The organism is Actinoplanes sp. M2I2 (assembly GCF_023544445.1).
Lineage (GTDB): Bacteria > Actinomycetota > Actinomycetes > Mycobacteriales > Micromonosporaceae > Actinoplanes.
This window is the reverse complement of record NZ_JALPVJ010000004.1, coordinates 433,289-453,902: the sequence shown is the minus strand read 5'-3', so window position 1 is coordinate 453,902 and position 20,614 is coordinate 433,289. Positions and strand designations below refer to the sequence as shown.

Annotated in this window: 11 protein-coding genes; 7 read left to right on the top strand and 4 right to left on the bottom strand. The window is 67.3% G+C overall.

The window, feature by feature from the left end:
* Nucleotides 1-15 precede the first annotated feature (15 nt).
* The 4 genes from HJC40_RS10025 (at nt 16) to HJC40_RS10010 (ending at nt 5,115) form a co-directional block, all read left to right on the top strand.
* The gene (locus HJC40_RS10025; protein ID WP_250000570.1) at nt 16-582 is read left to right on the top strand and encodes a R3H domain-containing nucleic acid-binding protein; all 567 of its coding nucleotides are present in this window, start codon (nt 16-18) and stop codon (nt 580-582) included.
* A 367-nt stretch (nt 583-949) separates the two neighbouring features.
* Nucleotides 950-1,669, top strand: coding sequence for a 16S rRNA (guanine(527)-N(7))-methyltransferase RsmG (gene rsmG / locus HJC40_RS10020; RefSeq protein ID WP_250000754.1), 720 nt, complete (start codon nt 950-952; stop codon nt 1,667-1,669).
* Nucleotides 1,670-2,854: 1,185 nt separating this feature from the next.
* On the top strand, nt 2,855-3,985 hold the full coding sequence (locus HJC40_RS10015; protein WP_374271524.1) for an AAA family ATPase: 1,131 nt from the start codon (nt 2,855-2,857) through the stop codon (nt 3,983-3,985).
* A complete protein-coding gene (locus tag HJC40_RS10010) occupies nt 3,982-5,115 on the top strand; it encodes a ParB/RepB/Spo0J family partition protein (protein WP_250000569.1) in 1,134 nt (377 codons plus the stop codon). Before HJC40_RS10015 ends, HJC40_RS10010 begins: the two co-directional genes overlap by 4 nt.
* 5,009 nt (nt 5,116-10,124) lie before the next feature.
* Here the strand turns inward: HJC40_RS10010 and HJC40_RS10005 are convergent.
* A complete protein-coding gene (locus HJC40_RS10005) occupies nt 10,125-10,538 on the bottom strand; it encodes a GNAT family N-acetyltransferase (protein ID WP_250000568.1) in 414 nt (137 codons plus the stop codon).
* A gap of 2,277 nt (nt 10,539-12,815) precedes the next feature.
* Here HJC40_RS10005 and HJC40_RS10000 point away from each other — a divergent pair.
* Complete coding sequence (locus tag HJC40_RS10000) at nt 12,816-13,598, top strand: hypothetical protein (RefSeq protein WP_250000567.1); 783 nt, start codon at nt 12,816-12,818, stop codon at nt 13,596-13,598.
* A 1,425-nt stretch (nt 13,599-15,023) separates the two neighbouring features.
* A complete protein-coding gene (locus HJC40_RS09995) occupies nt 15,024-15,884 on the top strand; it encodes an aminoglycoside phosphotransferase family protein (protein ID WP_250000566.1) in 861 nt (286 codons plus the stop codon).
* Nucleotides 15,885-16,248: 364 nt separating this feature from the next.
* Here HJC40_RS09995 and HJC40_RS09990 read toward each other — a convergent pair whose 3' ends face one another.
* Nucleotides 16,249-17,211, bottom strand: coding sequence for a D-alanine--D-alanine ligase (locus HJC40_RS09990; RefSeq protein WP_374271455.1), 963 nt, complete (start codon nt 17,209-17,211; stop codon nt 16,249-16,251).
* Between the two features lie 8 nt (nt 17,212-17,219).
* Nucleotides 17,220-18,530, bottom strand: coding sequence for a PLP-dependent aminotransferase family protein (locus HJC40_RS09985; RefSeq protein ID WP_250000564.1), 1,311 nt, complete (start codon nt 18,528-18,530; stop codon nt 17,220-17,222).
* A 187-nt stretch (nt 18,531-18,717) separates the two neighbouring features.
* On the opposite strand from HJC40_RS09985, the gene HJC40_RS09980 reads away from it, so the two are divergent.
* Nucleotides 18,718-19,386, top strand: a complete 669-nt coding sequence (locus tag HJC40_RS09980; RefSeq protein WP_250000563.1) for a GNAT family N-acetyltransferase — start codon at nt 18,718-18,720, stop codon at nt 19,384-19,386.
* Here HJC40_RS09980 and HJC40_RS09975 read toward each other — a convergent pair.
* Nucleotides 19,383-20,531 carry an N-acetylmuramoyl-L-alanine amidase gene (locus tag HJC40_RS09975; RefSeq protein ID WP_250000562.1) on the bottom strand — a complete coding sequence of 383 codons (1,149 nt, stop codon included), beginning with the start codon at nt 20,529-20,531 and terminating at the stop codon, nt 19,383-19,385. The two genes, HJC40_RS09980 and HJC40_RS09975, sit on opposite strands and share 4 nt — an antisense overlap.
* Nucleotides 20,532-20,614 lie beyond the last annotated feature (83 nt).

Here is a 20,614-nt window from a genome sequence, read left to right as displayed (position 1 = left end):
TACGGAGATGAGACCGTGACCGACACCAGCACGCCCGAATCGTCGGTCTCCGCGTCGTCCGAGGCGGAAGCCTCCACCGGGACGGCCGAAGAGACCAAGACGTCGGAGACCGTCGCCTCCGACGGCGACCTGTTCCGCCAGAGCGAGATCGCCGCCGACTATGTCGAGGGACTGCTGGACATCCTCGACTACGACGGCGACATCGACGAGCTCGTGTCGGCGGGCCGGCCGATGGTCGAGGTTGTCGGCGGTCGGCTGCAGCCGCTCGTCGGCCAGCGCGGCGCCACCCTCGAGGCGCTGCAGGAGCTGACCCGCCTCGCGATCTTCCGGGCCACCGGCTCGCCCTCGCGCCTGCTGCTCGACATCGGCGGCTACCGCGCGTCGCGCCGCAAGGAGCTGGCCGCGGTCGCGCGCAACGCCGTCGAGAAGGTCAAGGAGCACGGCGACCCGGTCCGCCTCGAGCCGATGTCCGCCTTCGAGCGCAAGTGCGTGCACGACGTGGTCAACGCGATCTCCGGCGTGCAGAGCGAGTCGGAGGGCGTCGAGCCCAGCCGGCGCATCGTGGTGCGTGCGGCGGACTGACATGACCGACCCACGCTTCGGCGCGGGAGACGCCGGCCCGGGTGAGGAATCGCCCGGGCCGACGTCGTTCCCGGGCCGTAAAAGTCCGGGTCGAGGGGTACGCCGTCCGTTGGCGTTCCCGGGCCGGACGTCCAAGGTGATCCCCCACCACCCGTCGGACGGCGTTGACGAGGAGTCGACGCCGGCCACGGCCGAGGATCGGGCCGACGCGCAAGAGCAGTCTGCACTTTCCGACCCGCCTCGTGCCCGAACGTCGCAGGACCCGGCGCCGTCGCCGGCGGCCAACGATCCTTCGCCGCGTTCCGCGCCTGGCGTCGGCCCCACGGCCTCCCCCGACCTCGTCGCCGATGCGGAGCCGCCGGCGGAGATCGCCGCCGTGGCCGCGGAGGTTTTCGGGGACCGGCTGGGACTCGCTGTGGACTATGCCCGGCTGCTCGTCACGGACGGCGTGGTGCGAGGACTGATCGGGCCACGGGAGGCGCCGCGGATCTGGGAACGCCACCTGGTGAATTGTGCCGTGGTGTCCGAGATCATCCCTATAGGCGCTTCAGTGGTCGACGTGGGCTCTGGAGCCGGTTTGCCCGGTATCGTGCTGGCAGTGGCTAGGCCGGACCTGCGCATCACTCTGGTCGAGCCGCTGGCACGACGCACCGCTTTCCTGTCCGAGGCGGTGACCGCCCTGGGTCTCGATGCGACCGTAACAGTCGTCCGGGGCCGCGCTGAGGATGTCGTCGACGGGCCCCCCGCCGGCGCCGACGTCGTCACAGCGCGGGCGGTCGCCCCGCTCGACCGGCTGGCCGGCTGGTGCCTCCCACTGGCCAAGATCGGCGGCAGGTTGCTCGCACTCAAGGGCGCGACGGCCGCCGAGGAGGCCGCGGACCACCGGAAGGCGGTGGCCGCTCTGGGAGGCGCTGCACCGGTCGTCCGGTTGTGTGGTGAGGGTCTGATCGACCCGCCCACGACGGTGATCGACGTCGTCGTGCAATCGAGGCCGACGCCGCCCACCCGGGCGGCCGGCTCCGGACGCGACGCGGGCGGACGATCCGGCGGTCGTGGCTCCGGGCGAGGACGATCGCGGAGGGGATAGATGTCCAGGCGGGGCGCGCGGAAACGGAACACGAAACTAAGGCGTCCCGACCAGACCTCGGCGGAAGCTCCCGGAACTGGCCTTTCGGCTCCCACGGTTCGCGGTGAGCCTCCGACTCAGGCCGGCGAGCCTCGTCAGCGGGAGAGGGACACCGGTTCGACGACCGCGCCGGGGAGGTCGCGTCCTGGTGGGGCGGCGGTGACGATCACCTTCTCCTCGGCCCCGCTCGCTTCCTCTCCTTCCGCCGTCTCGTTCCCTGGGTCCTTCTCTCACGGCGTTGCCGAGCCAATTGCTTCCGTACGCGCATCTTCGGACGCTCGTTTGTCGCAGCACTCGGCGCCGTCGTCGACTGTCCCAGTGGTTGCGTCTCCGACTGGCCCAGCGGTCGCATCTCTGGCCAGCCCTGCGGTTGCATCGTTGACCAGCCCAGCGATTGCATCTCTGGCCAGCCCTGCCGCTGCGTCTCCGACTAGCCCTACGGTTGCGTCTTCGGCTAGCTCAGCGGCTGAATGTCCGGCTAGCCCAACGGTTGCGGCTCCGGCTAGCTCTACGGTTGCGGCTCCTGCAAGCTCAGCGGCCGCGTCTCTGACCGGTTCCACGGGCCATTGGTCGGATGCAGGTAACGGTGATGATGCCGTTGTCGGATCAGTGAGCTCACGATCAGGTGATCCGGAGGAAGTGACCGGGAGCAGTCGCGCTGTGCGCGAGTTGGAGGCTGCTGCCGACCTCACCGGGACGGCCGGTCTGCGGTCACCGGTGGAACGGCGTACCGAAACCGCTGACGAGTCTCGAACGGTGGACGACCTGACCGATTCTCGAGATTTCTACCCGTCCGCGACCGCATACGGTGACGGGTTGGGAACCGTTTCTCCCCATGTCGACGGTGTGGACGTCCCCGTAGCGAACGCGAAGGACGGACTGTCTGCGATGCGTCCGCATCATCGGGTGGTCGGCCATGGCGACGCCCGCCCGACCACCGTAGGCTGGCCGAGCGTCGATAGTGTGGACCGGTCTAGTGTCACCGGAACGCACGTGTCGCCGACCGACCCGTTCCTCACCAACAGGGATAAAACGGTGCATGAGTACGGTGTTTCACGTGAAACCGAGTCATCTCTCGATCGTGATCGTGCGTCGGGGGCAGGCGTAGGCGGTCCTGGTGGCGCATTCAACACCGGCGAGCAGGCTGTGCCCTCCCCGCGCGTAGGCAACAACTACCCGACGGGCGGTCAGATCTACGGTTCGCCGGCGTCGCAGCCTGAGGAGAAAGAGCTGCGGCGTCCCGCTCCCTCGCCACGGTCGGGACCTCCGGCCGCGGCTTCGACATCCGTGCCCGTCTCAGCCGCTCCGGCGTCCGCTCCACCCGTATCGGGAAGCCCGGCCTCCACTGCCGAGGTTCCGGTCAGCGCGGACGAACACGTTTCACGTGAAACGCCGGTGCGGGATGAAGACGATCCACCGCTAGCCATGGAAGCGTTGCGAGCTGTGCAGATCCTCAACCCGAGCGGCGAAATCACCATGCCGCGTCCGGACCACCCGAGGGTGCTCTGCGTCGCGAATCAGAAGGGTGGCGTCGGCAAGACCACCACGACCGTGAACCTGGCAGTGGCCCTGGCGCTGCACGGCAACCGCGTGCTGGTCGTCGACCTCGATCCACAAGGCAATGCCTCCACCGGGCTCAATGTGCCGCACCACGCGGGTGTGCCCGACGTGTATGACTGCCTGATCGACAACGTGCCGCTGGCCGAGGTGGCGCAGGCGGTCGAAGGCATCCCCAATCTCTGGTGCGTTCCGGCGACGATCGACCTCGCCGGCGCGGAGATCGAGCTGGTGTCGGTGGTCGCCCGCGAGTCCCGTCTGGCTCGGGCCATCGCCGCGCACCCCGAGCAGTTCGACTACGTCTTCATCGACTGCCCGCCGTCCCTCGGCCTGCTGACGGTCAACGCGCTCTGCGCCGCGCAGGAAGTGCTCATCCCCATCCAGTGCGAGTACTACGCGCTGGAAGGGCTGAACCAACTGATCAACAACATCAACCTGGTACGTCAGCACCTGAACCCGACGCTGGACGTTTCGACGATTCTGCTGACCATGTACGACCGTCGCACGCGGCTGGCCGACGCGGTCGAGCAAGATGTGCGGAACCACTTCGGGACGAAGGTGCTCAACGCCGTCATCCCCCGAAACGTACGGGTTTCGGAGGCTCCTAGCTATGGGCAGTCCGTGATGACCTACGATCCGGGATCACGGGGCGCGACCAGCTACTTCGAGGCCGCCCTGGAGATCGCGATGCGTGGGGTCAACACGGGAGGCACGGCATGAAGAATCGTCGGGGCGGATTGGGCCGGGGCCTGGGTGCCTTGATCCCAACGGCGCCGGCCGCGGCCGAGGTGCCTGCCGCTGCGGTGTCGGCACCGCCCGCGCCGACACCATCGTCGCCGGCACCTTCGTCGGCACCCACCACGCCGGCGCCGTCCACCACGCCATCGCCGTCGCCCGCGGAAACCTCTTCGACCTCGGAGACCTCCCCGTCCGGGGAGACGCCGTCGGTGGAAGCCGAGGCCGCGCCGACCGACGTTGTGGCCGAGCCTGAAGCCGTGGATGCTGACGGCCTCGCGCCTGTTCCGGGCGCTCGGTTCGCGGAAATCTCCGTCACCGCCATCGAGCCCAACGCGAAGCAACCGCGTCACGTGTTCGATGAAGAAGCCCTCGACGAGCTCAAGACCTCGATCCTGGAAGTCGGCTTCCTCCAGCCGATCGTCGTTCGCGAGATCGGCGACGGCCGCTATGAGTTGGTCATGGGTGAGCGACGCTGGCGTGCCGCCCAGGCCGTCGGCCGCGAGACGATCCCGGCGATCGTCCGTGACACGCGCGACGATGCGATGCTGCGCGACGCTCTCCTCGAGAACATCCATCGCGCCAACCTGAACCCTCTGGAAGAGGCGGCCGCGTATCAGCAGCTGCTCGAGGAGTTCGGGGCGACCCACGAGGAACTGGCCAAGCGCATCGGCCGCAGTCGGCCGCAGATCTCCAACACGATCCGGCTCCTCAACCTGCCGGCCCCGGTGCAACGACGGGTGGCCGCCGGTGTGCTGTCGGCCGGCCACGCCCGCGCGCTTCTGGGCCTGGACGACGGCGACGCCCAGGAGAAGCTGGCGTTGCGCATCGTGGCCGAGGGCCTTTCCGTCCGCGCCACCGAAGAGCTGGTCTCGCTGGCCATCGCGGACGGCCCGGCCAAGAAGGCGGCTCCCACCCGCCGCGCGAAGGTCCACGCGCCGGCACTGAACGACTTGGCCGACCGACTGTCGGACCGCTTCGACACCCGCGTGAAGGTCGACATCGGCCGCAACAAGGGCAAGATCACGATCGAGTTCGCCACCGTCGATGACCTCGAGCGGATAGTGGGCATGATCGGCGTCGACGAGGAAGGCAGCGGCGGCGGCGACGAGTAGCCAGCAACGTTCGTCTGGGAATCGGGGTGCGTGAGCTTCACGCGCCCCACCTTTCTTTCGGTGGCGATTCCGGAATGGCACGCCACGTCTGTGCATGGTTGCGATTGGCCATCAGACGGATTGCTTCTGCCGTTTCCGACGTCCTTGGTGATTCCGTCCGCTCTCGCTGTTCTCTTATGGACTTTCTTCACGATTCTTCAGGCCCAGGCTGTCTTCTTGCGAAGAATCCGGTTCTGTCAGAGCCATTCTCCTGAGGTTTCGGAACGAGTCCCGCCTCGCCTCAAAGGCAACGCCGATGCCCGTTTTGGCCGGTTTAAGCAGTGCGGTGTGACGGCGGCACGTCCCCGGTGCCATCAAGGTCAGACGGTGAGATTTCGTCACGTTGTTAGGTACTGAGCAAGGGTGCCGTGGCCTTCAAACTGGGACCGTACTGATAGCGCCCAAGTCGGCTGGCAAGTCATCATCCCGATGTACCTACGTAGAGGGTAGAGTTGTGCGCCACTTCTATAGGCGCGGCCCGTCTCTCAGTCGAACACGTCAACGTACTCGGGCTCCGATGGGCAGCGTCATCTTTTCAAGGCTGTGGGTTCGTTCGAGCATGTGTTGAAGCTGCGCGTTCACGGCCACAGAACCACGAGATTGCTCGGTGCCGTTCGGCCTCGTGCTTCAACTGACCGTGCAGTCGGACCTTGCTCGCGCGCGTCAAGCCTACGAACTCGGTCTCATGCCGGCTCGCTTCATTGTCAGTCTTGCTGAGGCGGACCTGTCGACGAGCGACACGTGGGTCCAGTCTGGGTAGGTCCGAGGCGCTTGGCTGTCGTGTGCCACTACTCGTCAAGACTGACTGATGGTCTGCGGCCAGCCTGATACTTTCGTTACTCCTAAGCCTCCTCTCCCTCTCCTGAGGCATCGTCGCCCGTCGCCCGTCGCCCGTCGCCTGCCGCCCGTGGCCCGTCGCCGGTCGAAGGTGCGGGCCTGTGTCGGATGAGTCGGGCGGCCCGCGTTGCGCTCATCGCTCGCGGGCGGTGAGGCTGCGGGCGTACGGCTCTTTGATCGGCCACCACTGACTGCTCATCCTCGTGTGGCACGGCGATCTTTGTCCGTGCTCTTGTCTCCCTGCTGCCTTGCGCATCTTCTTCACACCGGCCCAGGGCAGTTCGGTCAGTCGTTGCAGGGCATCGCGGCCGGACTGTCTCAACGGAATGCGGGTTCAAGAAGACATGCCGCCTCGAAGCTGGCGAAGTCGTGCCACCATTCGCTTGATCTGAGACGCCTCCATGCTCAGCGAAGACTGCGGAAACCCGTCTGCGGCCTTCGGTAGGCTGCGGCAGGTGACGCCATGGCTGCGTTGACTTGGACGTCAGGCGAACCAGTGGAGCTTCTCGGGGCGGACGTCCACCCCATGCCAGGTGCGTATCCCACCCCCGGGTGCGTGCTTCCTGTCCTGCGTTAACCGCATCGAGATTCGCTCAAGGCTGATTCAAGGCAACCCGTCCTACGTTTTCTAGTGCGCCTGTTGTTGGCGATGCGGAGTTGGTCGAGACATCATGGGCCACGGCAGGTTCAGACAGCGGCTCGGATCACTAGGCCCCGTGCTGAACCCGGGTTCTTGGGCGGACGCGCTGTATGGAAGCGCAACACTGGAACGCGCTGAGTTTACGAGCTTCGTCGGACGCGCTGGCCCGAAGCTGAGTCCGTGGTGGCGGGGCGCTGAGCGTCTCTCCGGAGTGGCCTCGGTCAGCTCAGCGTTCTGTCGATTGCCTTCTGCAGACCCAGAGACCGGTGTGCGCGCCGGAGGGTCGTGGCAAGCGCTAGAAGCTGCTTGGGTGACGGCCAGTTCTTCGCTAGCCGCGCAGTTCTTAACTCATGGTTGGTGCGCTGGCCCTAACGTGCTCGTTTCACGTGAAACATCACGTCGGTGCCGTTTTCTCACCTTGGCCGTTCGCTACGACACCCATGCCCCCGAGCCGTTCGTCGTATCAGCATGGTGTTGAGCTGATCTGTTCGGTCTCGCTGTGGGCTAAGTTCCGGCTCCTCACCATGCCGGCGCTCCACGTGGCGATGGCACAGATAAGGCCACGACGGCCGGAGCTCTCGCCCGGCAAGTATCCGATGCGCCCGTGGTCGCTAGTTCCACGTGAAACGTAGATGCTGCCGAGGTCACGGCGCCAACGTCGCGTAGGAGGTATATCTGGATTGGCGACTGTGGTGGCCTCGCTCAAGGGCCGATCCGGCAGCGACGGTTCCTCCGACCAGGCAGGGCGGAGCCGAGGCCGGCTATATCAGGCGACTTCAAGGACCAGAGGTCGTACTCCGCTGACCGGAAGCGTGGCCGTGGCCGTGGCTGATGGCGGTAGCCCAAAATCGAACTGCGGCATGGCGTGGCGTGGCGTGGCATGGCGTGCCATTGAGTGGCATGGCATGGTCCTGGCCGAAACTCGCGCTGTGGCCCTGGCCGAAACTCGGGCAGTGTCCGTGGCGGTGGCCGCAGCAATGCCCAAACTCTGACGGCGTTGCCGTTGCCATCCCCATCCCCATCCCCGCCGCCGTCGCCGTTGCGTGGTTGTGGCCGTGACCCAGGCCTTAGCCGTAAATGGGGCGACGTCGTGGCGGTGTCGGTGGTGTGCCGGGAGCTGCCCACCTTGCTGCCTTCATCTTTGCCCGGCGCCAAACCCCGTCCCGCAAGTTGCGCCGTACCCACTCGCCGTCGTAATTCGACACAGCGTGCGATGCGGGTGCATGAGAAGGCTGACGAACAGCCGACGCAAAGTTTCACGTGAAACCACAACGCAAGCGACTCGATTGGCACCTGGCTAGAACACCCACCGGATGGGAGCTCGGGACGGAGGGAGGCGGGCGGGGACGCTGGAAACAGGGTTGAGGCCGAGAGGTCCGGTTGCATGCACTCGCAATGAAGGTCAAATCTCACGATGGCTATGGCAGCCTAATGCAGGGGCCCACCACCTCCGTTGAGCGGCAGCGGACACTCCCCTGCCGCTATGTCAGGTCAGACCGCGTTGCCATCCATCGCTTGCGGCATGGCAGAAGGTCTGTGAGACCGCTGCCCGGGGTAGCCGAGTCTGTTTCTACTGAGGCGACGGAGGTCAGGTTCGTATAGGTCGACGAGTTTCACGTGAAACGTGGCTCAACCGCCGAGCACAGAGTTCTTGGCCAGGGCTGAAACGAACTCCGGAGCCACATCGCCGACGTCTTACGTGTCCGCCCTGAATTCCCTGACCATCCGACGGGACATTAGGCAGGCTTGAGGGGTGGATCCGTCTCTGAGCTCCGACCCAGAAATTGAGCCTCGGCCGGCACCCACGACCACCTAGGTTGGGCGCTTGGCTAGATGTGCGCGCTGCCTTCGGGGCAGCCACCGCGGCATGGACAAGATGAGACTGAAGTGCCCCGCGGACTTCTCAGACAAGGCTTGTGAGGACTGTCCACGGCCCCGAGTCGGTCCTGTCTTGAAGCAGGCCAAGCGCCTCTGCCTAAGCCGTCCACGGAGCCGCATCTCCATGTAGTGCTCAAGCCCGAAAGTGAGAGGCTGACTAACCCGAGAGCCGCGATCTGAGCGGCGATGGGCTGCTCGCTTTACCTTGCGTCCGCTGGAGAGCGCGTGCTCAATCGGTGGCCTTGAAGCAATCTCGGGGGGCGCGGTCGCGCGTCAACCGCGGCACTGCCCGCGTCGCCGACGCTCTAGTCCCCAAGACCGTAAGAACGCGTCCAGCGCGCCCAAGCGATTCATTGAGGCGGACAAGGCCAAGCGATCGTGTTCGACAGCCCTCTGTCGGTCTCGTCGGCCGGAGCGAGATCTGGCGTCAAGCCGGCGCTCGTCATGGCTCGGTGGCCGCGAGCTGGGCCGGGCTGACGCCGTGCCGGGCCGCCGAGCGGCTTGCAGCGCTTGTCAGGGCTCGGCCAGCCGAGCGGTCTATAGCGTGTTGAGCCAGATACCTAAGGCGGGATCGTGTCTTGGAAGCTGCTGACTGAGTACCGTCGGATAGCCGCTCCTGCCAGGTGCAGATCTAGAGCCCGACAAGGCGGTTCGCTTTCAGGCGGTAGAGAGCCGGACCCCAAGTAGGACCGGAAATCCCGTGCCGCACTCCACGGCTGGCCGGAGGAGGAGCCGGCTCGAGGCGGTGTAACCCTGCCGCGCTGAAAGGCACTGATGGCGGTTTCACGTGAAACGGTGACGACCTCAGCCGTGGTGTGTTCCAGCTGTGGGATCCCTGCTTTGTACGGCTCATGATGGTTGCTCGCCATCGTCGCTTGTTAAGCCAGCATCATCTTCGGGTCGTGGCGCGCTGAGAGACGCACGATGCGACGCATACCCGGCTGCTGAGCAGCCGCCAAATTGGCAGTGGACGTGACCCTAAGCTGAGACTCGACAAGTAGGACTCAGGTCTCGAGTGCGGCCCAGCCGCCGACCTTCTCCCGGCCTCCAGTGCAATCGGGGCACTCGACCGCGCCCGGCGGCACCTGCCCGGACCGCATCCGCAGTTCCAACGCCGACGCGCCAGCGCCCCAACTGACGAAGTCCCCAAGCCGGCCGTCATACGGGCCTCCATGTCTGGACAGGCCCAAACGCCTCCCGGGAACTCCGATGCGCGGAGGATCGTTCGGACGTCCTGCCCTGTCCTGGTGCGTGTCCACGCGGTTCATGGGCAGCCACCGTCTTCGGCGCCTGGGCGAGGTCCTCGGCCCGGACGGGCAAAGCGGCAGCGCGTCCGCTGATGCTCGAACAGATCTGGCGTACAGGGGAAGGACGCGATCCAACGTCGGTCAACTCGCCCGCTAGTGCGCAGCCAGGTACTGCCCATGTCGCGGCCGGGCTGGAACGGCTCGGCGAGATTGACGCTCTTGCTGAGTCGTCAGAGGAGGCTTCGGTTGGCGATTCGAGATGGCGACGCCCCAGATGCTCTGACGATCAAGCACAATTCAGACCGCCGCGGTTCCGTGGTCATCGCTTGGGGCCGGTGAAGTCTCCACGGCGGTCGGTCGCTCAGGAGTCACGGCTTCCAAAGCAAGAGCTGACGGTGGTGGCTGAACCCGCTGCGTACGTAGAAGTCGACGGCTCGACGGCCGGAGTGCACGGTGACGTGAAGCAGTCCTCGGACCCGAGCCTCAGTCAGGATCGCGGCTATCAACGCGGAGCCGATTCCTTGGTTGCGGTAGCGCTCACGAACCATCACTGACTGGACGTCGCCGTACTGCCGATCCAGCGAGCCGTATCCGGGTACTCGTTCTGCGATGTGCAACCACGCGGCGCCGGCGACCTGCCCGTCGCCCTCGGCGACGAACGGCAGATGCGACTCGGCATGCGCGGCGACCCAGTCAACGTACGCCGGGAAGTCGGTCGGGTTGATGCCCTGCACTTCCGCGAGCGCAGCCGCATCCTCTAAGACGCCCCTCCGTACGATCACGAGCGAAGTCTAGATTCGGTCTGAGGCTGGGCGGCGTGTGGACGTGTGGAGTGAGACGGTGCTGCTGACCCTGATGCCGACGTTTGCCTGCCGCCGCGGTGGACGTCGGCCGACCGTCGGCGATGCGCCTACACCGGCCCGCACTGAGCGCAGACGTCGTCAGTGGGATACGCGATGACATGCCTCTGTGATCGACTGCCCGTTGGCGCTTGAAGTCTGTGCTCTATCCAATGAATCGCGGAGTGGTGAGCACCGGGTGCCTCGGTCATGCGCAAGGTTGGCCGGTCCAGGCTGAGACCAGTGGGCGTAGCGATGCGGATGTGGCAAAAGAGTCGACTACTCCAGGCTCGGGTCAGGCGCCAGAGGCGGCGGATTGGGACATTGAGTGATCGGCCGAGCTGCGGTTGGCAGTCGCCCGAGCCGTAGCGAGCGAGGTGGCAGTCAAAGATGGACCGCTCAATGCCGGACGGCCGGACAGCGAAGCGCTCCGGTCAAGTCGGCTTAGTCATTGCCGCACCGATCGGCGTGAGCTCGCGTGCTGGGTGGTCACTCCACGAACCGCGCGCATGAGCCTCCGAGTTGGGCGAGCAGAGTCCGAGGCGCCCGCCGGCTCTACTGGATCCATGATCGGGCGGCAGGGGGCACTATCCTCAACGCACGCACCCGACGAATCGCAGGCAATGAAGCGTCCCAAGTAACCCCGTGGATTCGAGGTCGTGCCATCGACGCGTGGCACGCCAACTTGGCTCGCTGAAAGTTGTGTGGCGTGCCCTGCTGAAGACTGCTGTAGACCACGCTTAAACCCTCCGGCCGAAGCATCCGGCTGACCGACTACGGCCTCGAACCGCTATCGGATCCCCTGGCCCACTGGGCTCGCTTCATCCCGGCCAACTTGCTCCGGCCAAGACACCGATCCAGCCGTACTTCTGAGATTGCCGCATAGCATCAACCCACCCGGTCCAACGATGGCCGACTCTTGCACCACGCCAACCAACGTGACGCAGGCCAGACCAGCCACTTGCTTGGTTCAGGGCGGCAGCCTCTCAAAGGTCGATTCGAGCTGTGTCCGTTGGCCCAGAGCGAGTCCGGCTAGTTCACCTCGGCCGGGTCCAGTTGTGGTAGCCAGTCCAGCGGCTTAGGCGAGGTCCGAGTTCAGTTGTTTCACTCAACCTGAACCCCGGTCTGACTGGTTCTGTCGGCGCAGTGCACTTGACGGGCTTAACCCAGTCGAGCTGCCTTCGCGGGTTCGAGTCCCGTTGGCTCCGCTCAGCCCCGGCGGGTCCCGATTTGGACCGGCTGGCCGAGTTCAGCTGACGTTGCTTGGTCCGGTCCCCACTGCCTTCACGGGGTTAGATTCGGCCGGTTCTGCTCCCCCACAGCAGGGTTTCCAGTGGTTCGCTGGGCCGACTGCGGCCGGCTTTCTGCCCCTCGAGCCGGTCTTCTCGGGTGCGCTCACGAGTTCGGCCGACTTTCAGAAGGCAGACCCAGCAAGGCCCGCTTGTCGGTCCAGCCGGCTCCGATGGGCAGCCCGGTCGGCTCGAGTGGAGCCGGCCTCGGCTACTGACTCGTCTATTTGGCTCATTCCCATTGGCTTCGCTCAGCCCAACCCGCCATGCCGGAGCCGGCCTCGAGGTCGCGCGTCCTCACGTGGCAACCAACCAGACCTTCAATCGCACGGGTGCGATGCAGCCGGGGCGGGCAGCCCTGCATGAGCCGTCACCCGTCCGTGCTCAACAGTCCGCCTGACAGCTGCTGCCAGGCGGTTCGACCGGCATCGGTCGCCGCTGCTGGGTCGGACGGTTCGCCGTCGGAAGCTGCTCGCAGGCCTGACGCGGCGAAACTGATCTATGCCGGTGAGGGGAGCATTCGGCGGTCGCCCTATCCTTCCGTGCTTCACGCTCGTTAAGGCGTTGGAGGAGCCGCCGTACGCGTTCGGCTAGCAGGGCTGGGGTGATCGGCGCGCCGGGTGGTTATCCACAGGCTGTGTGTAGTGGCTGTTGACAAAGGATGTGGCGCGCTGTTTCACGTGAAACGGCGTTGATGCGGTGACGCACAAGTGGTGCGGTATCCACAGGGCCTGCAAGCCTGCGACGTCGCGTTTCACGTGAAACGGCGTAGCCTGTGGATAACTTCTGTGGATAACTTTCCGGCGTGGGCGGGTTCCACGGATGGCGACGATGATCTACGTACGAACGGCTGGTGTGGGACTTATGGCCTGCGCGGATGCCGCAAAATTGCCTCAGGACAGAGGGGCGAGCCTCGACTAAGGTTCCCGTCGTGGCCGACAACTTCACCCCGCTGCCCGACTTCACGCGCTGGCCGTCGTTCCCGTTCGAGGGCGATATGAGGGTCAAGCCGCTGGCCGCCCCGGTCGACGTCGAGCCTCCCCGGAGCGGCGAGGATGCGGCCGACTGCGTCGCTTGCAACACCCCGGACGACGAGTACATCTGGATCAGCGAGCGCTGGCGCGTCCGAGGGATGGATCGGCCTACCGGCCTTCCGATGGTGGTCATCCTCGAGTGCCGGTCACACCTGGACATCGGTGACCTGCCCAACCTGTTGGCCGCTGAACTTGGCGTCATGACCGTCCGGCTCGAGCGTGCTATCCGCTCGCTCGACGGGGTGGCGCGGGTTCACGTGAATCGTTGGGGCGACGGTTCGGCTCACCTGCACATGTGGTTCCTCGCTCGCCCTTACGGCCGCCTGCAGCTTCGCGGCACGTTTCTGACCCTCTGGGACGACATCCTCCCCGCCATCCCCGAACAGCAATGGCGCGAAAATCTTGCCATGGTGGCAGCCTGGCTGGCGGAGTTCGGTGGCCGGGCCATTGCCGAGCCCCCACATATCCAGTGGGAATCCCCGTCCACCATCAACTACGCCGGCAACCAGGCGGACTCCTCCCCCGGACGTCCTGACGACTCCGTACGCCCGGCTCCCCTCGACGATGCGACACCCTCGTCGTCCGGCGACCTGATCGCTGACTCCATTCCGGCTCAACGGAGCAATCCGGCAGAGCCCAAGGCCCCCAAGCCGCCGTTCCCCCACACCACGCCGGCGTAGCCAGGACCGCCTCGCGAAAGTCCACGCGGCGCGATACCGGGCGTCCTCGCGGTAACCGGCCGGCTGAGCTCGGCGGCGCCGACCAGCCCCTACTCGACACCAGCGGCATCGAGGGTTGGGCGTGCCGGGTCCGTCAGCTCTTTCCATCCGCGGATGACCGTTGCAGCATCCACCGCTGACGGAGCCTCGCATGGCCGAAAGCCGTTCCGCCGTCGGTTGCGTCATCCATTGGCAGCTTCGGGTCGTAACTCCAACGACGTGCGTAGCCCTGGAAGCTGCCTTTCCCGTCTGCTAATCACGCGCCAGTATCCAGAGCACGGCGCCACGTTCACCTCACGAACATGCCTCGAGGCGCCCCGATCGGCTGGGCATCGTGTTTGTCGCCGGACCGGTGGTGGGCCGGCTTCGTCCGCGGCCGCCAGCACTATGACGGCGGATCAGCGTATGGAAGACAAGCACCGAGCCTCTGCTCGATACGGCGATGAACATCGGCGGTTGCTGCGTACGGCTGGCACACCAATGCGGATAAAGGGCTGAGTCGCACCGGCGGTCTGGTGCTCGCCGACCATCGCATCGCGTGAGGCGCGGCGGCCGTCCGCAAGCTGATCGAGTACGACGCGGTCTCAGCTGTGCAGTTGTTGTACTCCTTAGGTCGCGGTAGAGCCGCCCGACTGTGTCGGGCGTCCACGTCACCGTCATGCACGAATCACTTGGTCGGGTGGCGGCACGTGGTCTCCGTTCAGACGACGAAGGCAGTGGGTAGCGCCGCGCAGCAGGAGCAAGTCGTTTCCGGTGCGCTCACACAACCGGTATGCGGGAGCGCCGTGCGGCTACGGCACATTCGATGCTGTGGCTCATCAAAGGGCACCTCGATTCGAGCTGCCCTTGGCCACAGCGGTTTCAGCTCGGGTCGGCACCCCGGGTTGGCGGGAGTCGAGCTGCCCTTGGCCACAGCGGTTTCAGTTCGGGTCGGCACCCCGGGTTGGCGGGGCTCGAGCTGCCCCTCGCCACGGCGGTTTCAGTTCGGGTCGGCACCCCGGGTTGGCGGGAGTCGAGCTGCCCCTCGCCACGGCGGTTTCAGCTCGGGTCGGCACCCCGGGTTGGCGGGAGTCGAGCTGCCCCTCGCCACGGCGGTTTCAGCTCAGGTCGGCACCCCGGGTTGACCGGAGTCGAGCTGCCCCTCGCCACGGCGGTTTCAGCTCAGGCCGGCGCTCAGCTCGGCAGGAGCTGAGCGGCCCTACGCCACGGCGGCTTTGGCTCAGGTCGGCACCCAGGTCGGCAGGAGACGAGGGCCCTTCGCCACGGCGGCTTCAGCCCAAGCCGGCACCCTAGGGTCGGCCGGACGAGAGCAGCGGGGCGGTGGCGTGGCTCCGGCCGTTTCGATATTCGGTGGAGGGCCGCGGTGCGGATCGTCAGGATCAGGCGATGTCGCTGGAACAGGTTGTTGCCCACTTCCCATTGGGACCGTTGTCCGGGACGCCCGCGAGAGTCGCCGGCGGGCTCTCCAACGAGATGTGGCGGGTGTCGACGTCGCTGGGTGACTTCGCGATCAAGCGGATGGTCGTCAACGCACACCTCCCCTCATTCGTCGACAACGTCGAGGCCGCGTTTCGCGTGGAACAACGCGCGTACGCAGCCGGCGTTCCCATGCCGGCACCGGTGGTCGAGCCGGGCAGCGGACGAGCGTTGGTTCGCGTCGACGGGGACCTCTATCGCGTGCACCAGTGGGTCGACGGTCAGGCGGCGCAGGGGTCTTCCGGTCAGGCGGCCGAATTGCTCGCCGGTATCCACGCGGTCGGTCGACCCCGATGGGAAACCGCGCTGCCACTCGGGTGGAATGGCGAACGATGGGGTGCGGAGATCGGCCACTTGGCCGAACGGGTAGCGCGATCGCCCGGTCGACTGCTGGTCGTCGACAGCCACCGGGACCTCGATCGGAAGAACGCACTCCGGCGCGCGGACGGCCGGCTCCTCGCCCTGGATTGGGACGCGGCCGGGCCTACCGGCGCGGCTCAGGAGGCGGTGGGCGTCGCGCTCGACTGGGCGGGCGGAGACCGGTATGCGTTCGCTGAGGCAGTGGCCGTCTATCGGCGGCGCAGCGGCGTGGTCATCGACCCCGAGCCGTGGGTCTTCGGTGGCTGGGTTGCCGGGCTCGGAGGTTGGCTCGACTACAACGCCGACCACCGCGCCGACGACACGGTCGGCCGGGCTGAGATCAAGGCCGCCCGAAGGCGACTTCGCGAGTTTGCCGACGATCTCGACAGCTGGGTCGATGCCGTTCGCTAGCCAACGTCGGGACTTGCCTTCAGCGACTCGCCGGTGACGTCACGCTCAACTACCCCGTCGATCTTGGACACCTGAGTCGGGGATCGAGGACCGATAACCCAGAAACTAGGGAGCTGGGAGCTGGGAGCTGGGAGCTGGGAGCTGGGAGCTGGGAGCTGGGAGCTGGGAGCTGGGAGCTGGGAGCTGGGAGCTGGGAGCTGGGAGCTGGGAGCTGGGAGCTGGGAGCTGGGAGCTGGGAGCCGAGCCGGGACATCTCTGCGCTAGGCGGTCGTTCCAGGAGCGGCCGACCAGGCTTCAGAAAGTCGTTCCAGGAGCGGCAGGCCAGGCGTCAGAGGAAGACGTCCCCGGAACCAGCGGCCACACGTCAGGAAGCCGATCGGGCGACCGCGCGCTCGACCAGCGTCCTCAAGATGTCGCCGAGGTCTTGGCCGGCGGCCTGTACGGCGAGCGGCAGCAGCGACGTCTCCGTCATCCCGGGCGACACATTGATGCCCAACACCTGGACGGAACCGTCGTCGGCCACGATCAGGTCGACCCGGGACAGGTCGCGCAGGCCAAGCGCCTTGTGGGCGGCCAGCGCGGTCTCGGTGACGCGGGCGGCGACCTCGGGCTCCAGACGGGCCGGGGTGTGCCACGTGGTGAGGCCGGCCGTGTAGCGGGCGGCGTAGTCGTACACGCCGTCGCGCGGGACGATCTCGACGATCGGCAGCGCCTCGGGGCCGGCGCCCAGGTCGACGATGGAGACGGCCACGTCCATGCCGGGGATGAACTTCTCGACCAGGGCCGTCGAGTCGTACGCGAAGCAGCCGACCATGGCCGGCGGCAGGGCGCTTTCCTCGCGGACGACCGCCGCGCCCAGGCCGGAGCCGCCCTGTGCCGGCTTGACCATCAGTGGCAGGCCCAGCCGGTCGACGATGCGGTCGAGGACGGCCACCGCGCCGAGCTCGGAGAAACGGTCGTGCGGCAGGGCCACCCAGTCGGGGGTCGGGATGCCGGCCTCGCGCAGCATCGACTTGGCCGACGGCTTGTCCCAGGCCAGGCGGGCGGCGCGGGCATCGCAACCCACGTAGGGCACGCCGCACAGGTCGAGGACGCCGCGCAGCGAACCGTCCTCGCCGGTGGCGCCGTGCAGGGCGATCACCACCGCGTCGGGCGGGTCCTCCTGCAGCGACGGCAGCAGCGACACGTCGGCGTCGCGCATCTCGGCGCTCAGCCCGGCGGCCCGCAGCGCGTCGAGCACGCGGCGGCCCGAGCGCAGGGACACGTCCCGCTCGTAGGAGAGGCCGCCGGCCAGGACCATCACGCGCACATCGTCACCCGTACCCATGGAGGAGATCATGCCAAGTCGGGGCCAGGGGCGTCGGCGGCGGCCGTGCCCCGGCGGCGCGCGTGCGAGCCGCCCGCGGTCGGACCGAAGACGGCGCGCATCGCCAGCTCCTGTTCCATCACGCCGGACAGCCGGCGAATGCCCTCACGGATGCGTTCGGGCGAGGAGAACGAGAAGTTGAGCCGCATGTTGCTCGTGCCGGTGCCGTCGGCGTAGAAACCGGTGCCGGGCACGTAGGCCACCCGGGCGGCGATGGCGCGCGGCATCATCGCCTTGGAATCGAGGCCCTCGGGGAGGGTCGCCCACACGAACAGGCCGCCGGTCGGGTGGGTCCACGTCGTGCCGGGGGGCATGCGGTCGCGCAACGCGGTGAGCATCGCATCGCGCCGCTCACGATAAATCTCGCGGTAGACCTTGATCTGCTCCTGCCACGGCATCGTGGCCAGGTATTGCGTGACGGCGCCCTGGGCGAACGCGCTCGGGCACAGCACGTTGGCTTCGCTCATCATCACGAGCTTTTCCCGTACGGCGTGCGGCGCCAGGATCCAGCCGACGCGCAACCCGGGAGCGAAGGTCTTGGAGAACGTGCTCACGTAGAAGACGCCCTCGCGCCGGCGGGCCCGCAACGGCAGCGGCGCCTCGGTCTCGAACGACAACATCCCGTACGGGTCGTCCTCGACCACCAGCAGACCGGCGCGCTCGCAGATGTCGAGCACCTGCTCGCGCCGCTCGTCGGTGAGGGTGACACCGGCCGGGTTCTGGAAGGTCGGGATCGTGTAGAGGAATTTGGCCTTGCGCCCGGACCGCTCGACGGCGGCGATCGCTTCCTCGAGGGCGGCCGGGATCAGTCCCTCGTCGTCCATCGGGACGTGCTTGACCTGAGCCTGGGCGGCCTGGAAGACGCCGAGCGCGCCGACGTAGCTCGGGCCCTCGGCGAGCACCACGTCGCCCGGGTCGAGGAAGAGACGGGCGAGCAGGTCGATCGCCTGCTGGCCGCCGACGGTGACCACCACGTCGTCGGGCGACGCGCCGTGGATGCCGGAGAGCGCCATCACCTCGCAGATGCGCTCACGCAGGTCGACCGTGCCCTGACCGATGCCGTATTGAAGACTGCTGGCGCCCTGCTCGGCGGCGAGCTTGTTGAGCATCTCGCCGACCGCGTCGAGCGGGAGGGCGGCGATGTAGGGCGACCCGCCGGCGAGCGACACGACCTCGGGACGACTGGCGACGGCGAACAGTGCGCGGATCTCGGAGGTGGTCATCCCCCGCACCCGTCGCGCGTACCGATCGGTGTAATCGTCCTGGGTAGTGCCGGTCATGCGGCTTCACCTCGCCAGTTGGAAGACTCGCCATGGAGGAACGGTGCCGATGTCCGATCGTAGCCGTGCGGGGCGGTGGAAGCCCTCGGTTAACCAGTCGGCCTGCCCGGAGCTGGTCCCGTTCATGACCATTGCGGCGTAGGATCCCCACCGGGGCGCTGGGCCCGATGACGCCGAGGGGGATGCAGTGTCGCGACGCCTGGTCAACCTCACGTTGGACACACTCGGGGATCTCCCCCAACCCTGCAGCCAGTGCGTGTACTGGGAGTTGGACCCGGTGGCGGCCGAACGGGCGTGTGCCTCGGGCGACCCCGGCCTCGAAAAGGAGGCGTGGGTTTCGCAGACCCTGCTGGAGTGGGGCTCGTGCGGCAAGCTGGCCTATGTCGACGGCATGCCCGCCGGTTTTGTGATGTACGCCCCGCCGGCCTATGTCCCCCGTTCGATGGCCTTCCCGACCTCGCCGGTCAGCGCCGACGCCGCCCTGCTGATGACCGCGCACGTGGTGGCCTCGTTCGCCGGCGGCGGGTTGGGCCGCATGCTCGTCCAGGGTGTCGCGCGTGACCTGACCAAGCGTGGGGTCAAGGCGATCGAGGCGTTCGGCGACGCGAAATTCGGCGAGGGCGACGACGACAAGCAGTCCGGGTGTGTCGCCCCGGTCGACTTCTTCCTGTCGGTCGGCTTCAAGACCGTCCGGCCGCATCCGCGCTTCCCCCGGCTGCGGCTCGAGCTGCGCACCGCCCTGTCCTGGAAGTCCGATGTCGAGTACGCGCTGGAGAAGCTGCTCGGCTCGATGAGCCCCGAGACGTTGCTGCGGCCGGTGCGCCCGGCCACAGCGACCCGCGGCGTCGAGGGCTAAGCCCTGTTGGCCAGCGCCATCCGCAGCTGGCGTACGTCGATCGAGCCGGTGGGCACGTCGGCCTCGACCGGGTAGTACATGCGCTGCACGGCAGCCAGGATCGCCTCGACGATCTGCTCGCGGAACAGCGGGTTCACCAGCCGGTCACGGTCGAGCGGCGACGTGAGGTAACCCAGATCGACCCGTACGGTGGGCATGCGGGTCAGCCTCAGCAGCTCCCACGTCTTGGCGTGAATGTGGCAGTCGCGCATGCCCGTGCGGACCACGATCTCGCGCTGCACCAGGTTGGCCAGCCGCTCCCCCACGGTCGAGCTCAGGCCGCTGCCCGTGCCGTAGTGGTAGGTCGCCACGCCGTTGGCCGACTCGTTGTCGTGACCGTCGAGGTGCAGCGAGATCAGCAGGTCGGCACCGAGGCCGTTGGCCAGCTTGGCCCGGTCGGCGCTGCTCATCGGCGCGGCCGGGTGCGGACCGCGGGTCAGGTGGACGCGCATGCCGGCCGCGGCCAGCCGGCCCTCGAGCCGGGCGGCGAGGTCGAACACCAGGTCGGCCTCGCTCCAGCGCAGCGGACCGTCAGGCACCACCACACCGGTGTCGTCCCCGCCACCGTGCCCGGCGTCGATCACGATCGTCTTGCCGACCAGGTTCGTACCGGCCTGGCGGAACGCCTCGGCCTCGCGCAGCCACTGCGGCCGGCCGCCGACCACCTTGCGCCCGAGGCGGCGCAACGCCTTCATGGTCTGGGGGCCGCAGGAGCCGTCGGGGGTGAGACCGACCTCACGCTGGAACTGGGCGACTGCCCGAGCCGTCCGCGAGCCGTAGATCGAGTCGGCCCGGCCGGAGTCGAAGCCCATCTCGAGCAGACGCTCCTGCAGGGTGCGGACGTCCTCACCGACCAGGGCGTCGGGCACCGAGTGGAACAGCGTCCGGGCGCCGAGCCGCCACCGGGACGCGTCGAGGGCGCCCCACGTCTCGTCGCCGACCAAGCCGTCGACGCCGAGCCCGCGACTCTGCTGGAAGGCTCGCACCGCGGTGTCCATGGCGTCGTCGAAGACGTCCCCGGCGGACTCCAGCAACTCGAGACCGACCAGGATCGATCGGATCTCGGCAACGGCTGGGCCGCTGTCTCCACGTCGGATGGAACGCACGCGCCACTCCCTAGAACGAAGAACGACTCCGGGCAGCGTACTCCGGGCCTGCCCGGGCCACCCGACGACGACGCCCCGCACCC